This window comes from Oryzisolibacter sp. LB2S, assembly GCF_040732315.1.
GTDB lineage: Bacteria > Pseudomonadota > Gammaproteobacteria > Burkholderiales > Burkholderiaceae_C > Alicycliphilus > Alicycliphilus soli.
The window spans coordinates 1,906,081-1,927,318 of record NZ_CP160388.1 but is presented as its reverse complement, the minus strand read 5'-3'; the positions used below and the strand labels follow the sequence as shown (position 1 = coordinate 1,927,318).

At 69.5% G+C, this 21,238-nt stretch carries 19 protein-coding genes; 10 read left to right on the top strand and 9 right to left on the bottom strand.

The annotated features are described in order from the left end of the window. Window positions 1–12: 12 nt before the first annotated feature. Both ABUE11_RS09085 and trpB read right to left on the bottom strand, forming a co-directional pair. A complete protein-coding gene (locus ABUE11_RS09085; RefSeq protein WP_367065073.1) occupies window positions 13–351 on the bottom strand; it encodes a YggL family protein in 339 nt (112 codons plus the stop codon). A 21-nt stretch (window positions 352–372) separates the two neighbouring features. Beyond that, complete coding sequence (gene trpB, locus ABUE11_RS09080; protein WP_367065072.1) at window positions 373–1,581, bottom strand: tryptophan synthase subunit beta; 1,209 nt, start codon at window positions 1,579–1,581, stop codon at window positions 373–375. A gap of 209 nt (window positions 1,582–1,790) precedes the next feature. On the opposite strand from trpB, the gene ABUE11_RS09075 reads away from it, so the two are divergent. After that, window positions 1,791–2,183: a hypothetical protein gene (locus tag ABUE11_RS09075; protein ID WP_367065071.1), complete on the top strand. Its 393-nt coding sequence runs from the start codon at window positions 1,791–1,793 to the stop codon at window positions 2,181–2,183. Window positions 2,184–2,229: 46 nt separating this feature from the next. On the opposite strand, the gene mmsB is transcribed toward ABUE11_RS09075, so the two are convergent. The 4 genes from mmsB to ABUE11_RS09055 form a co-directional block, all read right to left on the bottom strand. After that, the gene (gene mmsB, locus ABUE11_RS09070) at window positions 2,230–3,126 is read right to left on the bottom strand and encodes a 3-hydroxyisobutyrate dehydrogenase (protein WP_367065070.1); all 897 of its coding nucleotides are present in this window, start codon (window positions 3,124–3,126) and stop codon (window positions 2,230–2,232) included. A 65-nt stretch (window positions 3,127–3,191) separates the two neighbouring features. After that, window positions 3,192–3,611 (bottom strand): TfoX/Sxy family protein, encoded by a 420-nt coding sequence (locus ABUE11_RS09065; protein ID WP_367065069.1) that lies wholly within the window; start codon window positions 3,609–3,611, stop codon window positions 3,192–3,194. A gap of 67 nt (window positions 3,612–3,678) precedes the next feature. After that, window positions 3,679–4,839 (bottom strand): acyl-CoA dehydrogenase family protein, encoded by a 1,161-nt coding sequence (locus tag ABUE11_RS09060; RefSeq protein ID WP_367065068.1) that lies wholly within the window; start codon window positions 4,837–4,839, stop codon window positions 3,679–3,681. A 255-nt stretch (window positions 4,840–5,094) separates the two neighbouring features. Next, on the bottom strand, window positions 5,095–6,612 hold the full coding sequence (locus ABUE11_RS09055; protein WP_367068714.1) for a CoA-acylating methylmalonate-semialdehyde dehydrogenase: 1,518 nt from the start codon (window positions 6,610–6,612) through the stop codon (window positions 5,095–5,097). Window positions 6,613–6,730: 118 nt separating this feature from the next. Here ABUE11_RS09055 and ABUE11_RS09050 point away from each other — a divergent pair, with 118 nt between their 5' ends. From ABUE11_RS09050 to ABUE11_RS09035, 4 genes are all read left to right on the top strand, one after another. Continuing rightward, a complete protein-coding gene (locus ABUE11_RS09050) occupies window positions 6,731–7,666 on the top strand; it encodes a LysR family transcriptional regulator (protein ID WP_367068713.1) in 936 nt (311 codons plus the stop codon). Window positions 7,667–7,752: 86 nt separating this feature from the next. Continuing rightward, window positions 7,753–8,868, top strand: coding sequence for a PQQ-dependent sugar dehydrogenase (locus ABUE11_RS09045; protein WP_367068792.1), 1,116 nt, complete (start codon window positions 7,753–7,755; stop codon window positions 8,866–8,868). A gap of 32 nt (window positions 8,869–8,900) precedes the next feature. Further along, window positions 8,901–9,512, top strand: a complete 612-nt coding sequence (locus tag ABUE11_RS09040; RefSeq protein WP_367068712.1) for an isochorismatase family protein — start codon at window positions 8,901–8,903, stop codon at window positions 9,510–9,512. A 161-nt stretch (window positions 9,513–9,673) separates the two neighbouring features. Next, window positions 9,674–11,569, top strand: a complete 1,896-nt coding sequence (locus ABUE11_RS09035; protein WP_367068711.1) for a propionate--CoA ligase — start codon at window positions 9,674–9,676, stop codon at window positions 11,567–11,569. A 235-nt stretch (window positions 11,570–11,804) separates the two neighbouring features. Here the strand turns inward: ABUE11_RS09035 and ABUE11_RS09030 are convergent, their stop codons facing one another. From ABUE11_RS09030 to ABUE11_RS09020, 3 genes are all read right to left on the bottom strand, one after another. Continuing rightward, window positions 11,805–12,344 carry a methylated-DNA--[protein]-cysteine S-methyltransferase gene (locus ABUE11_RS09030; RefSeq protein ID WP_367068710.1) on the bottom strand — a complete coding sequence of 180 codons (540 nt, stop codon included), beginning with the start codon at window positions 12,342–12,344 and terminating at the stop codon, window positions 11,805–11,807. A 59-nt stretch (window positions 12,345–12,403) separates the two neighbouring features. Next, on the bottom strand, window positions 12,404–13,900 hold the full coding sequence (locus ABUE11_RS09025; RefSeq protein WP_367068709.1) for an AlkA N-terminal domain-containing protein: 1,497 nt from the start codon (window positions 13,898–13,900) through the stop codon (window positions 12,404–12,406). A 62-nt stretch (window positions 13,901–13,962) separates the two neighbouring features. Next, the gene (locus ABUE11_RS09020; protein ID WP_367068708.1) at window positions 13,963–14,835 is read right to left on the bottom strand and encodes a MurR/RpiR family transcriptional regulator; all 873 of its coding nucleotides are present in this window, start codon (window positions 14,833–14,835) and stop codon (window positions 13,963–13,965) included. A 92-nt stretch (window positions 14,836–14,927) separates the two neighbouring features. Here ABUE11_RS09020 and iolC point away from each other — a divergent pair, with 92 nt between their 5' ends. The 5 genes from iolC to ABUE11_RS08995 all read left to right on the top strand — a co-directional run bounded on the left by iolC (window position 14,928) and on the right by ABUE11_RS08995 (window position 21,216). Then, complete coding sequence (iolC, locus tag ABUE11_RS09015; RefSeq protein ID WP_367068707.1) at window positions 14,928–16,889, top strand: 5-dehydro-2-deoxygluconokinase; 1,962 nt, start codon at window positions 14,928–14,930, stop codon at window positions 16,887–16,889. Then, window positions 16,886–17,692 carry a 5-deoxy-glucuronate isomerase gene (gene iolB / locus ABUE11_RS09010; protein WP_367068706.1) on the top strand — a complete coding sequence of 269 codons (807 nt, stop codon included), beginning with the start codon at window positions 16,886–16,888 and terminating at the stop codon, window positions 17,690–17,692. Before iolC ends, iolB begins: the two co-directional genes overlap by 4 nt. Before the next feature lie 96 nt (window positions 17,693–17,788). Beyond that, entirely contained in the window at window positions 17,789–18,763 is a 975-nt protein-coding gene (locus ABUE11_RS09005) for a tripartite tricarboxylate transporter substrate binding protein (RefSeq protein WP_367068705.1), read from the top strand. A gap of 13 nt (window positions 18,764–18,776) precedes the next feature. Continuing rightward, a complete protein-coding gene (locus ABUE11_RS09000) occupies window positions 18,777–19,748 on the top strand; it encodes a tripartite tricarboxylate transporter substrate binding protein (protein WP_367068704.1) in 972 nt (323 codons plus the stop codon). A gap of 79 nt (window positions 19,749–19,827) precedes the next feature. Further along, window positions 19,828–21,216 (top strand): phosphomannomutase/phosphoglucomutase, encoded by a 1,389-nt coding sequence (locus tag ABUE11_RS08995; RefSeq protein WP_367068703.1) that lies wholly within the window; start codon window positions 19,828–19,830, stop codon window positions 21,214–21,216. Window positions 21,217–21,238 lie beyond the last annotated feature (22 nt).

Here is a 21,238-nt window from a genome sequence, read left to right as displayed (position 1 = left end):
CGCACGTGCGCCTCAATCCTCCACGTACCACGCATCCTTGAGCGCGCTGACCGTGGCCTCGCCCACCTCGGGCTGGGCGGCCAGCCAGGCCTGTGTGGCCTGGCGGTCTTCCTCGGTGGCGGAGCCGCGGCCGAAGGCCGTGACGAAGCCCTCGCGCACCCAGCCGGCGGCGGCCAGGTTGCGCGGAACGAGCAGCTCGCGCACGAATCGGTCCATGAGCGACTCTTCCTGCTCGGGCTCGAGCGCCTGCCTCACCTTCAGCTCGTACTCGAAGCCCAGCTCCTGGAACTCGCCCACGCGCATCTTCTTGCGCAGGCGGCGGCTGCGCTGCTTCTTCGGTGGCAATGGCATGTCAATACTCCAACGTGAAACTCACAGGCCCAGCACCTTGGCCACGTAGTCCGCGTCCTTGTCGCCGCGGCCCGAGAGATTGACCAGGATGTGCTGATCCTTTGGCAGGCCGGGCGCCACGCGCATGGCCCAGGCGACGGCGTGTGCGCTCTCGAGCGCGGGGATGATGCCCTCCACGCGCGACAGCTGCATGAAGGCGTCCAGGCATTCCTTGTCGGTCACGGCCTCGTACTGCACGCGGCCGATGTCCTTGAGGTAGCTGTGCTGCGGGCCCACGCCGGGGTAGTCCAGGCCCGAGGCGATGCTGTGCACGGCGGCGGGCTGGCCCTCGGCGTCCTCGAGCACATAGCACTTCATGCCGTGGAGCTCGCCGGGCTTGCCCATGGTCAGCGTCGCGGCGTGGCGGCCGGGCTTGTCGGTGCCTTCGCCCGAGGGCTCGACGCCGACGAGCTTCACGCCGCCATCGTTCAGGAAGGCCGTGAAGATGCCCATGGCGTTGCTGCCGCCGCCCACGCAGGCGGCCACGTAGTCGGGCAGTCGGCCGTGTTTGGCCTGAAACTGCTCGCGCGCCTCGCGGCCGACGATGCTCTGAAAGTCGCGCACCATCATCGGGAAGGGGTGGGGGCCGACCACCGAGCCGATCGCGTACAGGTATTCGGTGGGGTTGGTCAGGTACTCTTCAAAGGCGCTGTCCACGGCCTCCTTGAGCGTGGCGGCGCCGCGCGTCACGGGCACGAGCTTGCAGCCCAGGATGCGCATCTTGGTGACGTTGGGGTGCTCCTTCTCAATGTCCACCTGGCCCATGTGGATCTCGCAGGGAATGCCCACGAGGGCGCAGGCCGTGGCCAGCGCCACGCCATGCTGGCCGGCGCCGGTCTCTGCGATGACCTTCTTCTTGCCCATGAACTTGGCGAGCAGCGCCTCGCCCAGGCAATGGTTGATCTTGTGCGCGCCCGTGTGGTTGAGGTCCTCGCGCTTGAGGTGGATCTGCGCACCGCCGAGCTGCTCGGACAGGCGCCGCGCGTGAAAGATGGGGCTGGGCCGGCCCACGTAGTCGGCGAACAACTGCGCGAGCTCGTCCTGGAAGTCCTGGCGCTTGGTGATCTCGGCGTAGGCCAGGTTGATGTCGTCCATGGCCTGCTTCAGGTGCGGGGGCACCAGCTGGCCGCCGTAGGGGCCAAAGAAACCGGCGGCATCGGGCATGGGGGCGAAGTTGGTGGAGGCAGTCATCACGTGCGAGGAAGAGGGTTGATGTTGCAGGATTGATAGCTGTTGCCGCTTGTCTGGCTTGCGTCGCCGGCCGTTTTGGTACCCAAACCTGGCCGCGGGCCCGTGGCCCGGTATCGGCGGCACGGCGCAATATACGCGCAGATGGGGGCCGCGGCGGTGCGCGCGCCGTCAGGGTTGTCCCGTGCGGGGTGTCGGCGCCAGAATGTGCCATGCACCTCACACCCTATGCCGCCGTCAACGGCATGCCGTTCACCGCCACGCGCGCGGACGTCATCCGCGCCCGCGGTCAGCCGTGCAGCGAAGAGCGCAACGAGGTGGGTCTGACAGCGCTGGACTACGGCGCCGTGGTCTTTCGCTTTCAGGACTGCGGCCGACTGGAGGAGGTCACGGCGCGCGCCGAGGTCTTGCATCTGGGCGCCGTTGCCGTGCCGTTTCGCAGCCTGGCCGCGTTTGTCAGGCATTGCGATGGCAAGGCCTTCGAACGCGCGGGCTTTCTCGTGAGTCCGCGCTACGGCATTGCCTTCGTGCCCACGCAGCCCTGCTGGGTGACGGCGCTGGCGCGCCACTGCCTGGCGCAGTGGCAAGCGCTTGGGGCGTCCTGAAGGCGGCGTTCCGTGCCGGAGCCGCCGGGTGATGCCGGCAGGCAGTTCAGCCGTTCTTCTGCAGCAGCTTGATGACGCTGGAGAAATCCTCGCCGCCATGGCCGGCGATGCTGTGCGCGGCATAGAGCGCGCGCGCCAGGCCGCCGAGCGGGGTGCTGGCCTTGACGGCGGTGGCGTTCTCCTGCGACAGGCCCAGGTCCTTGAGCATCAAATCGGTGCCAAAGCCGCCCGCGTAGCCCTTGCTGGCCGGGGCGTTCTCGTGCACGCCGGGGTAGGGGTTGTACTTCTCCAGCGCCCAGTTGCCCCCCGAGCTGCGGCGCATGATCTCGGACAGCACCTTGGGGTCGAGCCCGTTGGCCACGCCCAGGGCGATGGCCTCGCTGGTGCCGATCATGAGGATGCCCAGCAGCATGTTGTTGCAGATCTTGGCCGTCTGGCCCGCGCCCACGGCGCCCGCGTGGAAGATGTTGGCACCCATCTTCTCGAGCACCGGGCGCGCACGTTCGAGCTGCGCGTCGCTGCCGCCGACCATGAAGGTCAGCGTGCCGGCGATGGCGCCGCCCGTGCCGCCCGAGACCGGTGCGTCGATGAAGTCCACGCCCGCGGCGGTCGCGGCCTGGGCCACCTTCTGGCTGGTGGCAGCAGCGATCGTGGAGCTGTCGATCACCAGCGCACCCTTGGCGATGTGCGGCAGCAGGGCGGGGGCGCGGTCGCTGCCCAGGTACAGGCCTTCGACATGCTGGCTTGCGGGCAGCATGCTGATGACGACCTCGGCGCCCTGCACGGCGTCCTGGGCGCTCGTGGCGACGGTGAGGCCCTGGGCCTTGACCTGGGCACAGGCGTCCGGGCTCAGGTCGAAGGCGCGGACGCTGTGACCGGCCTTGTGCAGGTTGATGGCCATGGGGGCGCCCATGTGGCCCAGTCCGATGAATGCGATTTGCATGCTGAGGTCTCCTCTGGTGAGTTGATTGGTGCGGGTAGCTGATAAAGATCGAGGGGGGAAGGCCCTCACCCCGGCCCTCTCCCAGAGGGAGAGGGAGGAAGTCCGGTGGCGCTGCTTTTGGCCCGTCGCGGCGTGGCCCTGGCCTGGGGGTTGTAGGCCAGGGCCGCGTCTATCCAGTGGCGCCACTGCGCGCGCGTGGCGTAGGCCGCGGGGCTGACCCAGAAGTAGCCGGCCATGCCGCCCTGCGGCGCCAGCGGGCGCAGGCCCGGGGTTTCGGCCAGGGCGGCGTGCTCTGGCGGCGGCAGGCGCACGAGCAGCTCGTCGTCCCTGACGGCCAGGCAGAGCTTGCCGTCCACCATGAAGGCGTGGCTGCCGAACAGCGGGCGCTCCTGCACGTCCACGTCGGCGCCCAGGCGCTCGGCGAGCGCGTCCTGCACCGCGGCGATCAGCCGCAGGGCCTCATGGGACAGGGGGCGGGCCGGCATGGTGATTGATGAAGAAAATGGCCTGCAGCGCCCGTGGGTCAAGCGCGAGCAGCTCTGTTTTTGATAGTCATCGAATGGCGTCCGGCGCGTCGCCGTCGAGCATGCGCCGGCCGATGATGACGCGCATGATCTCGTTCGTGCCCTCCAGAATCTGGTGCACGCGCGCGTCGCGCAGCAGGCGCTCGAGCGGGTATTCGCGGATGTAGCCATAGCCGCCGTGCAGCTGCAGCGCGTCGTTGATCACGCCAAAGCCCGCGTCGGTGGCAAAGCGCTTGGCCATGGCGCAGTAGGTGCTGGCGTCCGGCGCGCCGGCGTCGAGTTTGCTCGCCGCCAGGCGCACCATCTGGCGTGCGGCGACGAGGTCGGTCGCCATGTCGGCCAGCTTGAACTGCAGCGCCTGAAAGCTCGCCAAGGTCTTGCCGAACTGCTTGCGCTCCTGCATGTAGCGCTGCGCATGCGTGAGCGCGCCCTGGGCCGCGCCCACCGAGCAGGTGGCGATGTTGATGCGCCCGCCGTCCAGCCCCTTCATGGCGATCTTGAAGCCTTCGCCCTCGCGGCCGAGCAGGTGGCTTGCGGGAATGCGCACGTTGTCAAAGCTGATCTGGCGCGTGGGCTGGCTGTTCCAGCCCATTTTTTCTTCCTTCTTGCCGTAGGCAATGCCCGGCAGATGCGCGGGCACGGCAAAGGCGCTGATGCCGCCCGCGCCCGCATCACCGGTGCGCGCCATGAGCACCAGCACGTCGGTGGAGCCGGCGCCGCTGATGAAGGCCTTGCTGCCGTTGATGACGTACTCGTTGCCCACGAGCTCGGCGCGGGTCTTGATGCTGGCCGCGTCCGAGCCGCTGCCCGGCTCCGTCAGGCAGTAGCTGGCGAGCTTTTGCCCGCTGGTGAGCTGCTCGCCCCATTCGGCGCGTACCGCGTCCTGGGCCCAGGTGCCCAGCATCCAGGTCGCCATGTTGTGGATGGTGATGAAGGCGGTCGTCGATGGATCGACCGCGGCCAGTTCTTCAAAGACCAGTGTCGCATCCAGACGCGGCAAGGCCAGGCCGCCGATGGACTCGGGCGCGTACAGGCCGCAAAAGCCCAGCTCGCCCGCCTTGGCAATGGCATCCACCGGAAACGTGGCCGTGGCGTCCCATTCGGCCGCATGGGGTGCCAGCTCCGCCTGGGCGAACTGCCGCGCGGTGTCGGCAAAGGCGCGTTGATCTTCGCTGAGTTCAAAGTCCATGGGCTGGTGCCTCCTTCGATGCTTCTTGTTTTGTAGCTGTCTGCGCTGTAGGGACGGGCACAAACGGCAAAAATCATTCAAATCAAGCGTTGGCCATATCAGCAAAGGCTTGAAACTGGCGCGGCCCAGGCCAGCAGACGCCGTGCAAGGGCCGCCAATATCGACCAAACAGGCGCTGGTGGCGTCCCCCCTCCCGGAGCGCGTAGCGCGCAGAGAGAGGGGGGAAGGCGCGCAGCGCCTCAGGGGGATGCTCCCTTACTTCAGGCTGATGGTCGTGTTCACGCCATGGTGCAGCGTGCTGTCGTCGAACCAGCGCGCCGTCACGGTCTTGGTCTGCGTGTAGAACAGCACGACCTGCTTGCCGTAGGGGCCCAGGTCGCCGAGCTTGGAGGCGCGGCTGCCCGTGAACGAGAACAGCGGCACCGGCACCGGCACCGGCAGGTTGATGCCGACCTGGCCCACGTCGATGTCCTCCTGGAACATGCGCGCGGCCGCGCCCGACTGCGTGAAGATGGCCGTGCCGTTGCCGTTGGGGTTGGCGTTGATGAAGTCGATGGCCTGCTCCAGGTCGTCGGCGCCGACGATGCACAGCACGGGGCCGAAGATCTCCTGGTCGTAGATGCTCATGCCGGGCTTGACGCCGCTGAAGATCGTGGGCGCGACGAAGTTGCCCTTCTCGAAGCCGGCAATGGTGGGCTTGCGGCCGTCGAGCTCGAGCTTCGCGCCTTCCTGCACGCCGCGCTCGATCAGGCCTTCCACGCGCTCGAGGGCGGCGCAGGAGATGACCGGGCCGAGGTCGGCGCCGGGCGTCGTGCCGGCCGACACCTTCAGCCCCTTGGCCTTTTCGACGAACTCGGGGATCCACTTCTGCGCCTCGCCCACCAGCACGGCGACCGAGATCGCCATGCAGCGCTGGCCGGCCGCGCCGAACGACGCGCCGAGGATGGCGTTGATCGACTGCTCCTTGTTCGCGTCGGGCATGACGATGGCGTGGTTCTTCGCGCCCATCATGCATTGCACGCGCTTGCCGGCGAGGCTGGCGCGGTTGTACACATGGGTGCCGACGCGGGTGCTGCCCACGAAGGAAATCGCCTTGATGTCCGGGTGGTCACAGATGGCGTTGACCACGTCCTCGCCGCCATGCACCACGTTGAGCACGCCGGGGGGGATGCCGGCCTCGAGCGCCAGCTCGCACAGGCGCATGGTGACCATGGGATCCTGCTCGGAGGGCTTCAAGACAAAGGTGTTGCCCGTGGCAATGGCCATGGGGAACATCCACAGCGGAATCATGGCGGGGAAGTTGAACGGCGTGATGCCCGCGCACACGCCCAGGGGCTGGAGCACGGTGTAGGTGTCCACGCCGCTGGCCACGTTGTTGGCCAGCTCGCCGAGCTGCAGGTTGCCGATGGCGCTCGCATGCTCGACCACCTCCAGGCCGCGGAACACGTCGCCCTCGGCGTCGGGCAGGGTCTTGCCCTGTTCGGCCGTGAGCAGTGCGGCCAGCTCCTTCATGTTCTCGCGGATGAGCTGCTGCAGCTTCAGGAAGATGCGCGCACGCGTGCCAATGGGGGTCTTGCGCCAGGTCTTGAAGGCCTCCTTGGCGTTGGCCACGGCGGCGTTCACCTCGTCGGGCGTGGCAAAGGGCACGCGCGCCAGCACTTCCTGCGTGGCGGGGTTGACCACATTGCGCCACTGGGTGGTCTTGGACTCGACCATCTGGCCGTTGATGAGCAGCTTGACGGTGGGGGCTTGTACGGCGGTGGATGCGTCCATGGCGCGGGTCTCCTGAGATAGTGGTGGAAGGAATGGGCGCAATGGTAGTTGTGCGAAATTCATCATGCAATGCACAATCACGCACCTTGGTTTTGCAAATTTGCACATAGGGCCGGCCATGGACTGGGACAACCTGCGCTACTTTCTCGAGCTCGCGCGCGTGGGCACGCTGGCCGCGGCCGCGCGCCGCATGGGGGTGGAGCACACCACGGTGGCGCGGCGCATCCAGGCGCTGGAAAAGCAGATGGGCGCGCCCCTGTTCGCGCGCGACGCCGCGGGCCACCGCCTCTCCGAGGCCGGCCGTCAGCTGCTGCCGGCCGTCGAGGCCATGGAAACCGCCTGCCTGGGCGTGGAGCGCGCCTCGCCCGCCAACTCGGCCAGCGCGGGCCCCACGGGCCTGGTGCGCGTGGGCGTGACCGAGGGCTTCGGCACGCTGATCCTCGCGCCGCATCTGGCGCGGCTCACGCAGCGCCACCCGCATCTGTCGATCGACCTGCTGGCGCTGCCGCGCATGCTGCACCTGTCGCGGCGCGAGGCGGACATCGTGATCTCGCTCGAGCGCCCCAAGCGCGGCTCGGTCATCGTCACCAAGCTGGCCGACTATCGCCTCTACCTGTACGGCCAGCGCGAATACCTCGCGCGCCGGCCACTCGTGGCGCGGCGCGAGGACCTGCGCCACCACGACTTCATCAGCTACGTGGACGACCTGCTGTTCACCAAGGAGCTGCAGTTCATCGACGAGCTTTGGCCGCCCGAGCGCTTTGCGCTGCGCAGCACCAGCGTCACCGCCCAGTACGAGGCCGTGCGCGCCGGCGCGGGCCTTGCAGTGCTGCCGGCCTTCATCGCCGACCGCGACCCCATCCTGGCGCGCGTGCTGCCGCAGGAGGCGGTCTTCACGCGCACCTTCTGGATGAGCATGCCCGCCGAGGCCAAGCCGCTGGCGCGCATGCAGGCCGTTTGGGCCTTTTTGAAGGAAGTGGGGCAGATCGAGGCCACGCGGCTCGTGCCGGGGGGCGCGCACAATGCCCCAAGCACTGGCGCAGGAGTTTCATGATGAATTCAAGCAAAAAATCGGCTGTAGCACCCGCCTACAAAGCGCGGACAGCTATGGCATTCATAGCGATTGCGGCGCTTGCCAGCATGGGCATCGGCGGAGGTGTTTCGGCGCAGCAGGCACCACGCTCGGCGCCGCCGGTCGCGCCCGTGGCCGCGCGCAGCCAGGCGTCGGTGCAGGTCATTGCCTCGGGCCTGGAGCATCCCTGGGGTCTGGCGTTTCTGCCCGCGGGGCGCTTTCTGGTCAGCGAGCGGCCCGGCCGCCTGCGCGTGATCGAGCCCGACGGCCGCCTGGGCCCGGCGCTCGCCGGTCTGCCGCGGGTGGCGGCGGGTGGGCAGGGCGGGCTGCTCGACGTGATCGCCGACGCCGACTTCGCGCGCAACCGGCGCATCTTCTTCTGCTACAGCGAGCCGGCGGCAGAGGGCGGTGCCAACGGCACGGCCCTGGCCAGCGCCACGCTGGCGCCCGACATGGCGGCGCTGCAGGGCGTGCAGGTGCTGTTTCGCCAGAGCCCGACGGTGGCCAGCCGCCTGCACTTTGGCTGCCGCATCGTGCAGGCGCCGGGCGGCGCACTGTTCCTCACGCTGGGCGAGCGCTACAGCCGCAGCGACGATGCCCAGCGCCTGGACAACCACCTGGGCAAGGTAGTGCGCCTGGCGCCCACGGGCGGCGCCGCGCCCGGCAACCCGCTGGCAGGCCGCGAGGGTGCGCTGCCCGAGATCTGGAGCTGGGGCCACCGCAACCCACAGGGCGCCGCCTGGGGGCCGGACGGGCGCCTGTGGATTCACGAGCATGGCCCGCAGGGCGGTGACGAGATCAACCGCCCCGAGCCCGGGCGCAACTACGGCTGGCCCGTCATCACCTACGGCGAGAACTATGGCGGCGGCAGGATAGGCGAGGGTGTGGCCAAGGCCGGCATGGAGCAGCCGCTGCACTACTGGCTGCCGTCGATTGCACCCTCGGGCATGGCGTTTCTCACCAGCGACAACTACGGCGCGGACTGGCGCGGCAGCCTGTTCGTGGGCTCGCTCAAGTTCGCGCGCCTGCACAGGCTGCAGCTGCAGGATGGGCGCGTGGTGCGCGACGAATACCTGCTCGCCGGCCTGGGCGCGCGCATCCGCGATGTGCGCCAGGGGCCCGACGGCTGGCTCTACCTGCTCACCGACAGCGCCGATGGGCAGCTGCTGCGCCTGCGACAATGACCCCTTGATTTGTATGTAGAACTTCGATCGCCATGCTGCTTGACGCAACCGAATCCCAACTCGTGCTCGTGGACTACCAGGAGCGCCTGATGCCCGCCATCTTCGAGGGCCAGGCCGCGCTGGCCAACGCCATCCGGCTCGCGCAGATCGCCCAAATGGTCGAGGTGCCCGTCTGGGGCACGGAGCAAAACCCCACGCGCCTGGGGCCCAACGATGCCGCGCTGCGCGCCCTGTGCGACCGCACCCTCTCCAAGATGCACTTCAGCGCCGCGGCCGACGGCCTGGGCGCATGGCTGCGCCCGCCCGCCAGGCCCCAGGGCGGCAACGCGCGCAGCATGCCGCGGCATCTGCAGAAGGCGCGCGCGCAGGAGCAGCAGGGCGCCGAGCGCCCGAGCATCGTCATCGCCGGCTGCGAGGCCCATGTCTGCCTGCTGCAGACGGCGCTCGAGCTCATCGAGGAAGAGTTCGAGGTCTGGGTGGTGACCGATGCCTGCAGCTCGCGCACCGAGCGAAGCCGCGACGCCGCGTTCGACCGCCTGGCCGGCGCGGGCGCCGAGCTCGTGACGACCGAGATGGTGGCCTTCGAGTGGCTGCGCAGCTGCGAGCACTCGGCCTTCAAGGACATGCTGGCCCTTGTCAAATAGCCTGCCAGCGCCCGTTGGGCAAGCGCCAGCAGCTATTGTTTTTGGTATTCCAATGCGCCTGCTGCGTCAGCTTCCCGCAAGCGCGGCATGAATAATTAAGAATTTTGTGCAGCTACCCTTCTGCGCCCGGCGGGCGCAGGGCATCCAAAGGAGACCCGACCATGGCAGCCAACTACGCCGACTTCTACCGTCGCTCCATCGACGAGCGCGATGCCTTCTGGGCCGAGCAGGCCCGCCTGATCGACTGGCAGCAGCAGCCGCAGCAGATCTGCCAGTACGACAACCCGCCGTTTGCCAAGTGGTTCGTGGGCGGCACGACCAACCTGTGCCACAACGCCGTGGACCGCCATGTGGCCACGCGCGGCCAGCAGAACGCGCTCGTGGCCATCTCCACCGAGACCAATACCGAGCGCGCCTACAGCTATGCCGAGCTGCACCAGGAGGTGCAACGCATGGCGGCCGTGCTGCAGTCGCTGGGCGTCAAGCAGGGCGACCGCGTGCTCATCTACATGCCCATGATCGCCGAGGCCGCCTTTGCCATGCTGGCCTGCACGCGCATCGGCGCCATCCACTCGGTGGTGTTCGGGGGCTTCGCCTCGTCGTCACTGGCCTCGCGCATCGAGGATGCCGAGCCCGTGGTCGTCGTGAGCGCCGACGCCGGTTCGCGCGGCGGCAAGGTCGTGCCCTACAAGCCGCTGCTCGATGAGGCCATCGAGCTCTCCAAGCACAAGCCCGCCGCCGTGCTGCTCGTGGACCGCGGCCTGGCCCCGGCCGCCATGCGCGCCGGGCGCGACCATGACTGGGCCGCGCTGCGCGCCCAGCATGTCGATGCCCAGGTGCCCTGCGTGTGGGTGGAGTCCAACGAGCCCAGCTACACCCTCTACACCAGCGGCACCACCGGCAAGCCCAAGGGCGTGCAGCGCGACACCGGCGGCTACGCCGTGGCCCTGGCGGCCAGCATGCGCCACATCTTCGACGCCAAGGCCGGCGAGGTCTACTTCAGCACCAGCGACATCGGCTGGGTCGTGGGCCACAGCTACATCGTCTACGGCCCGCTGCTCGCCGGCATGACCACCATCTTCTACGAGGGCCTGCCGATTCGCCCCGACGCCGGCATCTGGTGGAGCATCGTCGAAAAGTACAAGGTCACGCACATGTTCTCGGCGCCCACGGCCGTGCGCGTGCTCAAGAAGCAGGACCCCGAATACCTCACCAAGTACGACATCAAGAGCCTCAAGGCCCTGTGGCTGGCCGGCGAGCCGCTCGACGAGCCCACGGCCCAGTGGATCAGCGGCGCGCTCAACGTGCCCATCATCGACAACTACTGGCAGACCGAGACCGGCTGGCCCATCCTCACGCTGTGCAACGGTGTCGAGAAGCAGAACGCGCGCTTCGGCAGCCCCGGCAAGGCGGTCTACGGCTACAACGTCAAGCTCATCGACGAGAACACGGGCGAGGAGCTCACCACCCCCAACCAGAAGGGCGTGGTCGCCATCGAAGGCCCGCTGCCCCCGGGGTGCCTGCAGACCGTGTGGCGCGACGATGCGCGCTTCGTCAACACCTACTGGAACAGCGTTCCCGGCCGCATGGTCTACAGCACCTTCGACTGGGGCATTCGCGACGCCGACGGCTACTACTTCATCCTGGGCCGCACCGACGACGTGATCAACGTCGCCGGCCACCGCCTGGGCACGCGCGAGATCGAGGAATGCATCGCCAGCCACGCCAACATCGCCGAGGTGGCCGTGGTCGGTGTGGCCGACCAGCTCAAGGGCCAGGTGGCCATGGCCTTCGCCGTGCCGCGCGATTCGTCGGCCCTGGTCGATGATGCAGCGCGCCTCAAATTCGAGGGCGAGGTCATGAAGCAGGTGGACGCCCAGCTCGGCGCCGTGGCCCGCCCGGCGCGCGTGATCTTCGTCAACATGCTGCCCAAGACGCGCAGCGGCAAGCTGCTGCGCCGCGCCCTGCAGGCCGTGGCCGAGCGCCGCGACACGGGCGACCTGACGACCATGGAAGACCCCGTGGCGCTGCAGCAGATCAAGGAGCTGCTGGGCTGAGAGGCTGTGAGTTTTTCCCCTATGCCCGCCTTGCACGCCCAAACACCCCCGCTCGTCGTTGCAAATACTCGCCATAGCCCGAGCTATGGCTGCGTTTTGCGCCTCGATCGGGCGCGTTTGGGCGCGCCTTTCGGGCACGAGGGAAATACTCACAGCCTCTGATCCGGCCCCGTCAGCGTTCAGACTCCAGTGCCCCAGTGCCCGTTCTCAGGGTGCCGGGGCTTTTTTTGTGCGATCAGCCGCCTGTCGCAGGGGAAGCCATGGACGCCGGCGACACCCCCTCCAGCCGCAGCAGCGCCTTTTTGCGTTCGATGCCGCCCGCGTATCCCGTGAGGCCGCCGTCGCCGCCCAGCACGCGGTGGCAGGGCACAACCACGCTGATTGGGTTGCGTCCCACGGCCGCACCCACGGCGCGCACGGCCGAGGGCATGCCGATCTGGCGTGCGAGCGCGCCGTAGCTCGTCGTCGCGCCCGGCGGGATGTCCAGCAGCGCGCGCCACACGGACTGCTGAAACGGCGTGCCGCCCGAGAGGTCCAGCGGCAGCTCAAAGCGCGTGCGGGCGCCGGCCAGGTATTGGCGCAGCTGCTCGGCCGCGGCGCGCAGCACGGGGTGGGCGTCGTCCGTGGCCCAGGCCTGCACGCCGGCAAGGCGCGCCGGCAGGTGGCACTGGCCGGCAAACCACAGGCCGACCAGGCCGCGCGGGGTCGCGGCCAGATACACGTCGCCCAGGGCCGTGGTGATGCGGCATTGCACCGTGTCATCGGGGTATTGCATGCTCATCCTCCGATTGGAATAAAAATCGGCTCCATCGCCCATCCAGCAAGCGCTGCAAGCTACTGATTCGATAGTGAATTCGATAGTGAATGCCAGGCCCGCATGACGCCATAGCTGCGCCAGGGGCGCCAGGCCTGGGCGGCCTCGGCGGCGGCGCGCGCGGCCTGGGGCTGGCCCTGCACGCCCAGCGCCTTGTGCAGCGCCACGTCGCCCGCGGGGAAGGCGTCGGGCCAGCGCAGCGCGCGCATGGCGATGTACTGGGCCGTCCAGTCGCCCACGCCGGGCAGCGCGCGCAGCGCGGCGATGGTGGCCTCCACGTCGCTCGTCGCATGCAGCTGGATCTGGCCCTGGTCCACGGCGCGCGCCAGCGCCACGATGGCCGCCTGGCGCTGGCGCACTATGCCCAGCCGGCCCAGCGCATCGCCGTCGGCAGCAGCCAGCGCGGCGGCACTCGGAAACAGGCGATCGAGCCCCGGCCAGGGCGTGGCAATCGGCTCGCCCAGCGCGGCCACGAGTCGGCCCGCGAGCGTGCGCGCCGCGGCCACCGTGACCTGCTGGCCGAGCACGGCGCGCACCGCGAGCTCGAAGCCGTCGAGCGCGCCGGGCACGCGCAGGCCCTCGCCCGGGCCGAAGAAGGGCTGGAGCACGGCGTCGATGGGCTCGGGGTCGGCGTCCAGGTCGAGCAGGGCGCGCACGCGCGCTATGAGGGGCGCGAGCACCGGCTGCAGGCTGTCGCTGGTGCGCAGCAGCAGCTGGTTGTGTGCGGGCTCGAAGCGCGCCTCCAGCCAGCCCGCGCAGGTCTGCTCGGCGCCGGCCCAGCGCACTGTGCGGCGCAGCGTCAGCCCGTCGACCTGCTCGAGGCCGGGGATGCTGCGCGCCGCAAAAAAGCCGAGCAGCGCCGCCGCGTCGAGCGGTGGGCGGTAGCCCAGCCGCACAGGGTGGCTGCCGCCATCGGCGGCCGCACCCTCGCGCCGCAGTTGGCTGGGCTGCATGCCGTAGTGCGCGCTGAAGGCGGCGTTGAAGCGCCGCACGCTCGCAAACCCGCTGGCCAGCGCCACCTGGGTGACGGGCAGGCGCGTGTCCGTCAGCAGCTGCTTGGCCGTGAGCAGCCGGCGCGTCTGCAGATACTGCAGCGGCGATATGCCCAGCGTGGCCTCGAAGATGCGGCGCAGGTGGCGGTCGCTCACGCCCAGGCGCACGGCCAGCCAGGCCATGAGCGGGCCGCCACCGGGCGCGCACCAGGCCTCGGGTGCGTCCAGCAGCCGCAGCGCGTGGCGCACCAGAATGCCCGAGGCGTCCTGCAGCGTCCACGGCGCGGCCTGGGGCGCCAGCTCCGGCCGGCAGCGCAGACAGGGGCGAAAGCCCGCGCTCTCGGCCTGGGCCGCGAGCGCGAAGAAGCGGCAGTTCTCGCGCCTGGGCGTGCGCACGGCGCAGACCGGGCGGCAGTAGATGCCGGTGGAGGTCACGCCCGTGAAGAAGCGTCCGTCAAAGCGCGCATCGCGTGCCTTGAGCGCCAGATAGCGTGCGTCGTCGTCGGTCAAGTCCTCGGTGGCCATGCCGGGATGATATGCGGCGCGAAGGGGGCTGCTGGCCGTTTCCGGACATGCGCTTCAGCCGCTCATGCCGACACCAGCTCCATGCGGTAGGCGAGGGCGATGAACAGCGACTGCGCCAGGCACAACGTGCCCGTGAGCGAGCGAAAGCCGAAGGTGGCGCTGTCCTGTGCCACAAGGGTGACGCTGGCGCGCGCCGCCAGAGGCGAGAGCGGGCTGTCGGTGAGGGCCAGCAGGCGCGCGCCGCGTTCCAGCGCCGCCTCGGCGAGCTCCAGCGTCTCGCTCGCATAGGGCTCGAACGACACGGCCACGATCACGTCGCCCGGCGCCATGGCGCGCAATTCGCCCATCTGCATCGCGCCCAGGCCGTGCAGCCAGTGCACGGGCTTGGACGTGTGCTGCAGCGCATAGGCCAGGTAGGCGCCCACGGGAAACGCGCGCCGCGCGGCCGCGAGCCAGAGCGCGGGAGCTTGAGCGAGAAGATCCACGGCGGCGTCTATGGGCGCGTCCGCCAGACCGGTCTGCAACGCCCGCAGGCTGGCCAGACCACCTTCGACGACCTCATGCGCAATCTGCGCGCCCGACATCGGCCCGGTGCCGGCGTCGATCAGGCCGCGGATGCGGTCCTGGTAGTCGCGCTGGGGCGCGAGCTGGCGCGCCGCACCGGCGCGAAACAGCTGCTGCAGCTGCGTGTAGCCATGAAAGCCGAAATGCTTGGCGAAGCGCACGACGGCCGAGGGCTGCACGCCGCAATGCCGCGCCACATCCTGTATGCCCTGCAGCGCGATGTGCGCGCCGCTGTGCTCCACATGGCGCGCGATGGCCTGCAACTGGCGGCTCAGCTGCGGATAGCGGGCGCGCAGATCGGCAAGAAAGGCGTCCGCGTTCGCGTAGGAAAGGATTGCCTCCTGGGACGACTTTAATTTTCTATTTGTCATGTGTATGGAAATAAATTTCTATTTTCAGTATCATAGGCCCATTATCTGGCGCGCCCCGGGGCCGGGGCGACCGCCGCACACCAAGGAGACCCATGCCCACCACGCTGAACTTTCCCCCGGGCCGCACGCATGACGTGGCCTGTCTCGGCCGCCTGGCCGTGGATCTCTACGCGCAGCAGATCGGCTGCAGCCTGGAGGACGCGACCAGCTTCGGTAAATACCTGGGCGGCTCCTCGGCCAACATCGCCTTCGGCACGGCGCGCCTGGGCCTGCGTTCGGCCATGATCTCGCGCGTCGGCGACGAGCAGAACGGCCGCTTTCTGCTGAACACGCTCAAGACCGAGGGCTGTGACGTGAGCCAGGTGCAGATCGACCCGGAGCGCCTCACGGGCATGGTGCTGCTCGGCATCAAGGACCAGGAGACCTTCCCGCTGCTGTTCGCGCGCGAGAACTGCGCCGACATGGCACTTGACGCCGCCGCTATCGACGAGGACTTCATCGCCGGCTGCCGCAGCCTGCTGGTCACCGGCACCCACCTGAGCACGCCCACGGTGCTCGCGGCCAGCCGCCGCGCGCTGGAGCTGGCGGGCCGGCATGGGGCCGTGCGCGTGCTCGACATTGACTACCGCCCGGTGCTCTGGGGCCTCACGGGCAGGGGCGACGGCGAGACCCGTTACATCGGCAGCGAGGCGGTGAGCCGCCACCTGCAGGCGCAACTGCCGCTGTTCGATCTCATCATCGGTACCGAGGAGGAATGGCTGATCGCGGGCGGCGAGGACGAGCTGATGGCCGCGCTGCGCAGCGCGCGCCGGCACACGCGGGCGGTGTTCGTGGTCAAGCGCGGCGCGCTGGGCTGCAGCATCGTCGAGGGCGAGGTGCCCGCGCGCATCGATGACGCGCTCACCGTGCTCGGCGAGCGCATCGAGGTGCTCAACGTGCTCGGCGCGGGCGACGCCTTCGCCTCGGGCCTGCTCTCGGGCCTGCTTACCGGCAAGGGCTGGGAAGAGTCGGCGCGCATCGCCAATGCCTGCGGTGCCATCGTCGTCTCGCGCCACGGCTGCGCGCCGGCCATGCCCACCCAGGCCGAGCTGGCGCATTGGTTCGCGAGCGAGCGCCATGTGCGGCCCGACCAGGACCCGCAGCTGGCCCACCTGCACCGCGTGAGCGTGCCGCGCAGCCCATGGCCCGAGCTCTACGTGCTGGCCTACGACCACCGCGCCCAGTTCGAGGACATGGCGCGCGAGGCGGGCGCCGACGTGGCGCGTATCCCCGCGCTCAAGAAGCTCATGAACCGCGTGGTGGCCGACATCGAGGCCCAGGACAGCGGCGTGCGCGGCCGGCTCGGCGTGCTCGTCGACGGCCGCCTGGGCGAGGCCGCGCTGCACCATGCCACGGGCCGCGGCTGGTGGCTGGGCCGCCCCATAGAGCGGCCGGGCTCGCGCCCACTGCGCTTCGATGGCACGCATTCGCTGGGCTCCGAGCTCGTGCGCTGGCCGCGCGAGCAGGTCGTGAAATGTCTGGTGTTCTACCACCCCGACGACCCCGAGGCGTTGCGCGCCGAGCAGGAGGAATGGCTGCTGCAGGTCTGGGAGGCCACGCGCGCGAGCGGCCATGAGCTGCTGCTCGAGGTGATCCCGCCGCGCGAGCTGCCCGGCGACCCCGGCGAGGCCACGGTGCGCGCGATTAGCCGCCTCTACGACCTGGGCCTGCGCCCCGAATGGTGGAAGGTGGGCGCGATGGCCGCGCGCCACTGGCAGGCGCTCGACGCGCTGGTGGCCGAGCGCGATCCGTACTGCCGCGGCGCCGTGATCCTGGGCCTGTCGCAGCCGCTCGACGAGCTGCTCACGGGCTTTGCGCAGGCCAGGGACAGCCGCATCGTGCGCGGCTTCATGATTGGCCGTAGCGTCTGGGTCGACGCCAGCCGCGACTGGCTCGCCGGGCGCATCGGCGACGCCGAGTTCCAGGCCCGCGTGGCGGCCAATTTCCGCCGCCTGATCGACGGCTGGCGCGCGAGCCGTGCCGCCGTGCCCCAGGCCGCCAAGGAGTTCGCATGACCATCAGCCCGCTGTTGATCAAGGCCGCGCCCGTGGGGCGCGTGGTGGCCGACATCACGCCCGAATCGGCCGGATGGCGCCACGTGGGCTTTCGCGCGCTGCGCCTGAAGGCCGGCGAGGTGGAGGCGTTCGACCTGAGCGCCAGCCGCGAGCTGTGCATCACCATCCTCACGGGCCAGGCCGACGTGCAGGTGGACGATGCGCGCTACAGCGCGCTGGGCGGCCGCGCCTCGGTGTTCGACGATGCCGCGCCCGCCGCCGTCTACGTGCCGCCGGGGCGGCGCGTGCGCATCACGGCGCGCGGCGATGCTGAGGTGGCGCTGTCGACCGCGCCCGCCGAGGGGCGCTTGCCCGCGCGCGTGATCGAGCCCGGCCAGATGCGGCGCAGCGTGCGCGGGCAGGGCAGCAACACGCGCTATGTGTGCGACATCCTGCCCGAGACCGAGCCGGCCGAGGGCCTGCTCGTGGTCGAGGTGGTCACGCCCGCGGGCCATTCGTCGAGCTACCCGCCGCACAAGCACGACACGGCGCGCGAGGGCGAGACGACCCTGGAGGAAACCTACTACCACATGCTGCGGCCCGAACAGGGCTTTGCGTTCCAGCGCGTCTACACCGACGACCGCAGCCTGGACGAGGCCATGGCCGTCGAGCACCGCGACACCGTGCTCGTGCCGCGCGGCTACCACCCCTGCGTGGCGCCCCATGCCTACGACCTGTACTACCTCAACACCATGGCCGGTCCGCAGCGCCGCTGGGCCTTCTGGAACGACCCGCAGCACGCCTGGATGCTCGAACCCCGTTGAATGGATCGCTAACTATTGAATAGCTTCCAGCGCTTGATGGGTAAGCGCTGGAGGCCTGAAACACCCTGAAAACCCAAACCCAGGAGACAAAAAGCCATGAAACGCAAGACCTTTTGCCTGCTTGCCGCCACCACGCTGCTGGCCGCCGGCATGAACGCGCACGCCCAGGGCGGCTATCCGACCCAGCCCGTGAAATGGGTAGTGCCCTACGCGCCGGGCGGCACCACCGACGTGATCGCGCGCAACCTCGCCACGCGCATGGGGCCGGAAATGGGCCAGCCCGTCATCGTGGACAACAAGCCCGGTGCGGCCAGCATCATCGGCGCGACCTTCATCGCGCGCTCGCAGCCCGACGGCTACACCGTGGGCACGGCCGACTCTGGCACGCTGGCCTTCAACCCGGCCATGTACTCCACGCTGAGCTACGACGCGGGCAAGGACTTCAGCTTCATCGGCGGTCTGGGCAAGATGCCGCTAGTGCTGGCCGTGGCGCCGGGCTTTCCGGCCAAGAACGTGCAGGAGCTGCTGGCGCTGGCGAAGAGGTCGCCGGGCAGCGTCTCCAGTGCCTCGTCGGGGCCTGGTTCGCCACTGCACGTGGCGCTGGAGCTGTTCAAGCAGCGCACGGGCACCGACCTGATGCACGTGCCCTACAAGGGCTCGGCCCCCGCGCTGCAGGACCTGATGGCCGGCCAGGTGCAGACCATGTTCGTCGACCTGCCGCCCAGCCTGTCCATGATCAAGGGCGGCAAGATCCGTGTGCTGGCCGTCGCCACGCCGCAGCGCCTGTCCATCCTGCCCGACGTGCCCACGATGGCCGAGGCCGGCGTGCCCGGTTTCGAAGCCTATGCGTGGCAGGGCTTTGTCGGCCCGGCCAAGTTGCCCGATGCGGTGGTGAGCCGGCTCAATGCCAGCCTGGTGGCAGCCCTCAAACACCCCGAGACGCGCGCTCGCCTCGAGGAGCTGGGCATACAGCCCATGCCGATGACGCCAGCGGAGTTCGGCGATTTCGTGCGCTCCGAGCAAAAGCTCTGGAGCGGCGTCATCAAGGCCGCCAACATCCGTCTCGACTGATCGGGAGCCAGCCATGACCATACGCATCGACCGCCGCCGCGCCGTTCAATCCCTTACCGCCCTGGCCGCCGCGGGCGTGCTGCCCGCGCGCGCCCAGGCCTACCCGGCCAAACCCATCGAACTCATCGTGCCCTTCGCGGCCGGTGGCGGCACCGACGTGCTGGCCCGCGCGCTGGCCGAGCAGGCGCGCGCCCACCTGCCGCAGAACCTCATCGTCATCAACCGTGCCGGCGCCAGCGGCGGCATAGGCTGGGGCGAGCTCGTGAACGCCAGGCCCGATGGCTACAAGCTCGCCATCATCACGGTGGAGATCACGATGATCCCGCACATGGGCCTGGTGAAGTTCACCGGCGCCGACGTCGAGCCCATCGCGCGGCTCAATGCCGACCCGGCCACGATTGCCGTGCGTGCGGATTCGCCTCATCGCAGCATCGAGGAACTGCTCGCCGCGGCCCGCAAGAGTGCCGGCGCGGTGCGCGTGGGCAATGCCGGGCCGGGTTCGCTCGGCCATCTGGCCGCCGCCGCGCTCGAAGACAAGGCCGGGGTCCAGTTCAACCACGCGCCGTACCGGGGCGCGAACCCGGCCGTGCTCGACCTGCTGGGTGGCCATATCGAGGCCGTGGCCGTGACCCCCGTGGAGGTCGCAACCTATGTGGCGGCCGGAAAGCTGCGCCCGTTGGCCGTGATGGCCGACCAACGCATAGGCGCGGGCTGGGAGCAGGTGCCCACGCTCAAGGAGCGCCAGATCGATCTCTCCATAGGCGGCTGGCGCGGTCTGGCCGCACCCAAGGGCACGCCGCCCGACGTCGTGGCCACACTGCGCGCGGCCATGGCCAGGACGCTGCAGGAGCCCGCGCTGCGTGACACCATGGCCAAGCAGAACATGGGTGAGGGCTACCTCGACGCGCCCGAGTTCAAGGCCTTGATCGCACGCGACAACGCGTTCTTCAAGCAGCTCATAGAGCGCCTGAACATCAGGGTCTGAAGCGCGGCAGGGGCTCTGGCCGAGCCGGGGCAAGCCTACAATCCGCGGCTTCCTCTCACTCCCCAAGGCAGGTCATCCCGTGCAGCTTTCCCCCGCCATCTTCAAGGCCTACGACATTCGCGGCATTGTGCCGAGCACGCTCAACGAGGACGTGGCGCGCGCCCTGGGCCGCGCCTTTGGCACGGCGGCGCGGGCGCAGGGCGAGCGCGTGGTGGCCGTGGGGCGCGACGGGCGCCTGTCGGGCCCGGCCCTGTCCCAGGCGCTGATCGCGGGTCTGGTCGACGCCGGCATCGAGGTCATCGACGTGGGCATGTGCACCACGCCCATGCTGTACTTTGCCGCCAGCACGCTGTGCACGAGCGGCATCCAGGTCACGGGCAGCCACAATCCCAAGGACTACAACGGCTTCAAGATGGTGCTGGCCGGCCGCGCCATCTACGGCGACGAGATCCAGGGCCTGCGCCGCACCATGGAGCAGGGCAGCTGGCAGCCGCAGGACGGCGGCAGCGTGCGCCACGCCGACGTGCTGCCCGCCTACGTGGCGCGCATCACGGGCGACGTGCAGCTCGCGCGGCCCATGAAGATCGTCGTGGACAGCGGCAACGGCGTCGCCGGCGCCTCGGCCCCGGCCATCTTCCGTGCGCTCGGTTGCGAGGTGATCGAGCTTTTTTCCGAGGTCGACGGCAACTTTCCCAACCACCACCCCGACCCCTCCAAGCCCGAGAACCTGCGCGACGTGATCGCGGCGCTCAAGAGCAGCGACGCCGAGCTGGGCCTGGCCTTTGATGGCGACGGCGACCGCTTGGGCATCGTGACCAAGGACGGCCAGAACATCTTCCCCGACCGCCAGATGATGCTGTTCGCGCAGGACGTGCTCGCGCGCGTGCCCGGCGCGCCGATTCTGTTCGACGTGAAGTGCACGCAGCGCCTGGCGCCGGCCATTGCCGCCGCGGGCGGCGAGCCCGTGATGTACAAGACCGGCCACTCGCTGATCAAGGCACGCATGAAGGAGCTGGACGCGCCCCTGGGCGGCGAGATGAGCGGCCACATCTTCTTCAAGGAGCGCTGGTATGGCTTTGACGACGGCACCTACGCCGGCTGCCGTCTGCTGGAGATTTTGAGCCGCGACGCCGACCCGAGCGCGCGCCTCAATGCCCTGCCCACCAGCCACAGCACGCCCGAGCTCAACGTGAGCTGCGAGGAGGGCGAGCCCCATCGCCTGACGGCCGAGCTGCAGGCGCTGGCGCCCGCCGTGTTCACCGCGCCGGCGCGTATCAGCATCATCGACGGCCTGCGCGTGGACTGGCCCGACGGCTTTGGCCTGATCCGCGCGAGCAACACCACGCCGGTGCTGGTGCTGCGCTTCGAGGGCCATACGCCCGAGGCGCTGACGCGCATCGAGGCCGACATGCGCGCGCTGCTCGAGCGCGTCAAGCCCGGCGCCCAGGTGGGCGGCGCGGCGCACTGAGCCGTTTGCAGCCTGCGCCCAC

What these genes read in the sequence shown, in the direction of transcription:
- ABUE11_RS09085 (WP_367065073.1), bottom strand. Translation starts at nt 351, where the DNA reads ATGCCATTGCCACCGAAGAAGCAGCGCAGCCGCCGCCTGCGCAAGAAG.
- trpB (WP_367065072.1), bottom strand. Translation starts at nt 1,581, where the DNA reads ATGACTGCCTCCACCAACTTCGCCCCCATGCCCGATGCCGCCGGTTTC.
- ABUE11_RS09075 (WP_367065071.1), top strand. Translation starts at nt 1,791, where the DNA reads ATGCACCTCACACCCTATGCCGCCGTCAACGGCATGCCGTTCACCGCC.
- mmsB (WP_367065070.1), bottom strand. Translation starts at nt 3,126, where the DNA reads ATGCAAATCGCATTCATCGGACTGGGCCACATGGGCGCCCCCATGGCC.
- ABUE11_RS09065 (WP_367065069.1), bottom strand. Translation starts at nt 3,611, where the DNA reads ATGCCGGCCCGCCCCCTGTCCCATGAGGCCCTGCGGCTGATCGCCGCG.
- ABUE11_RS09060 (WP_367065068.1), bottom strand. Translation starts at nt 4,839, where the DNA reads ATGGACTTTGAACTCAGCGAAGATCAACGCGCCTTTGCCGACACCGCG.
- ABUE11_RS09055 (WP_367068714.1), bottom strand. Translation starts at nt 6,612, where the DNA reads ATGGACGCATCCACCGCCGTACAAGCCCCCACCGTCAAGCTGCTCATC.
- ABUE11_RS09050 (WP_367068713.1), top strand. Translation starts at nt 6,731, where the DNA reads ATGGACTGGGACAACCTGCGCTACTTTCTCGAGCTCGCGCGCGTGGGC.
- ABUE11_RS09045 (WP_367068792.1), top strand. Translation starts at nt 7,753, where the DNA reads ATGGGCATCGGCGGAGGTGTTTCGGCGCAGCAGGCACCACGCTCGGCG.
- ABUE11_RS09040 (WP_367068712.1), top strand. Translation starts at nt 8,901, where the DNA reads ATGCTGCTTGACGCAACCGAATCCCAACTCGTGCTCGTGGACTACCAG.
- ABUE11_RS09035 (WP_367068711.1), top strand. Translation starts at nt 9,674, where the DNA reads ATGGCAGCCAACTACGCCGACTTCTACCGTCGCTCCATCGACGAGCGC.
- ABUE11_RS09030 (WP_367068710.1), bottom strand. Translation starts at nt 12,344, where the DNA reads ATGCAATACCCCGATGACACGGTGCAATGCCGCATCACCACGGCCCTG.
- ABUE11_RS09025 (WP_367068709.1), bottom strand. Translation starts at nt 13,900, where the DNA reads ATGGCCACCGAGGACTTGACCGACGACGACGCACGCTATCTGGCGCTC.
- ABUE11_RS09020 (WP_367068708.1), bottom strand. Translation starts at nt 14,835, where the DNA reads ATGACAAATAGAAAATTAAAGTCGTCCCAGGAGGCAATCCTTTCCTAC.
- iolC (WP_367068707.1), top strand. Translation starts at nt 14,928, where the DNA reads ATGCCCACCACGCTGAACTTTCCCCCGGGCCGCACGCATGACGTGGCC.
- iolB (WP_367068706.1), top strand. Translation starts at nt 16,886, where the DNA reads ATGACCATCAGCCCGCTGTTGATCAAGGCCGCGCCCGTGGGGCGCGTG.
- ABUE11_RS09005 (WP_367068705.1), top strand. Translation starts at nt 17,789, where the DNA reads ATGAAACGCAAGACCTTTTGCCTGCTTGCCGCCACCACGCTGCTGGCC.
- ABUE11_RS09000 (WP_367068704.1), top strand. Translation starts at nt 18,777, where the DNA reads ATGACCATACGCATCGACCGCCGCCGCGCCGTTCAATCCCTTACCGCC.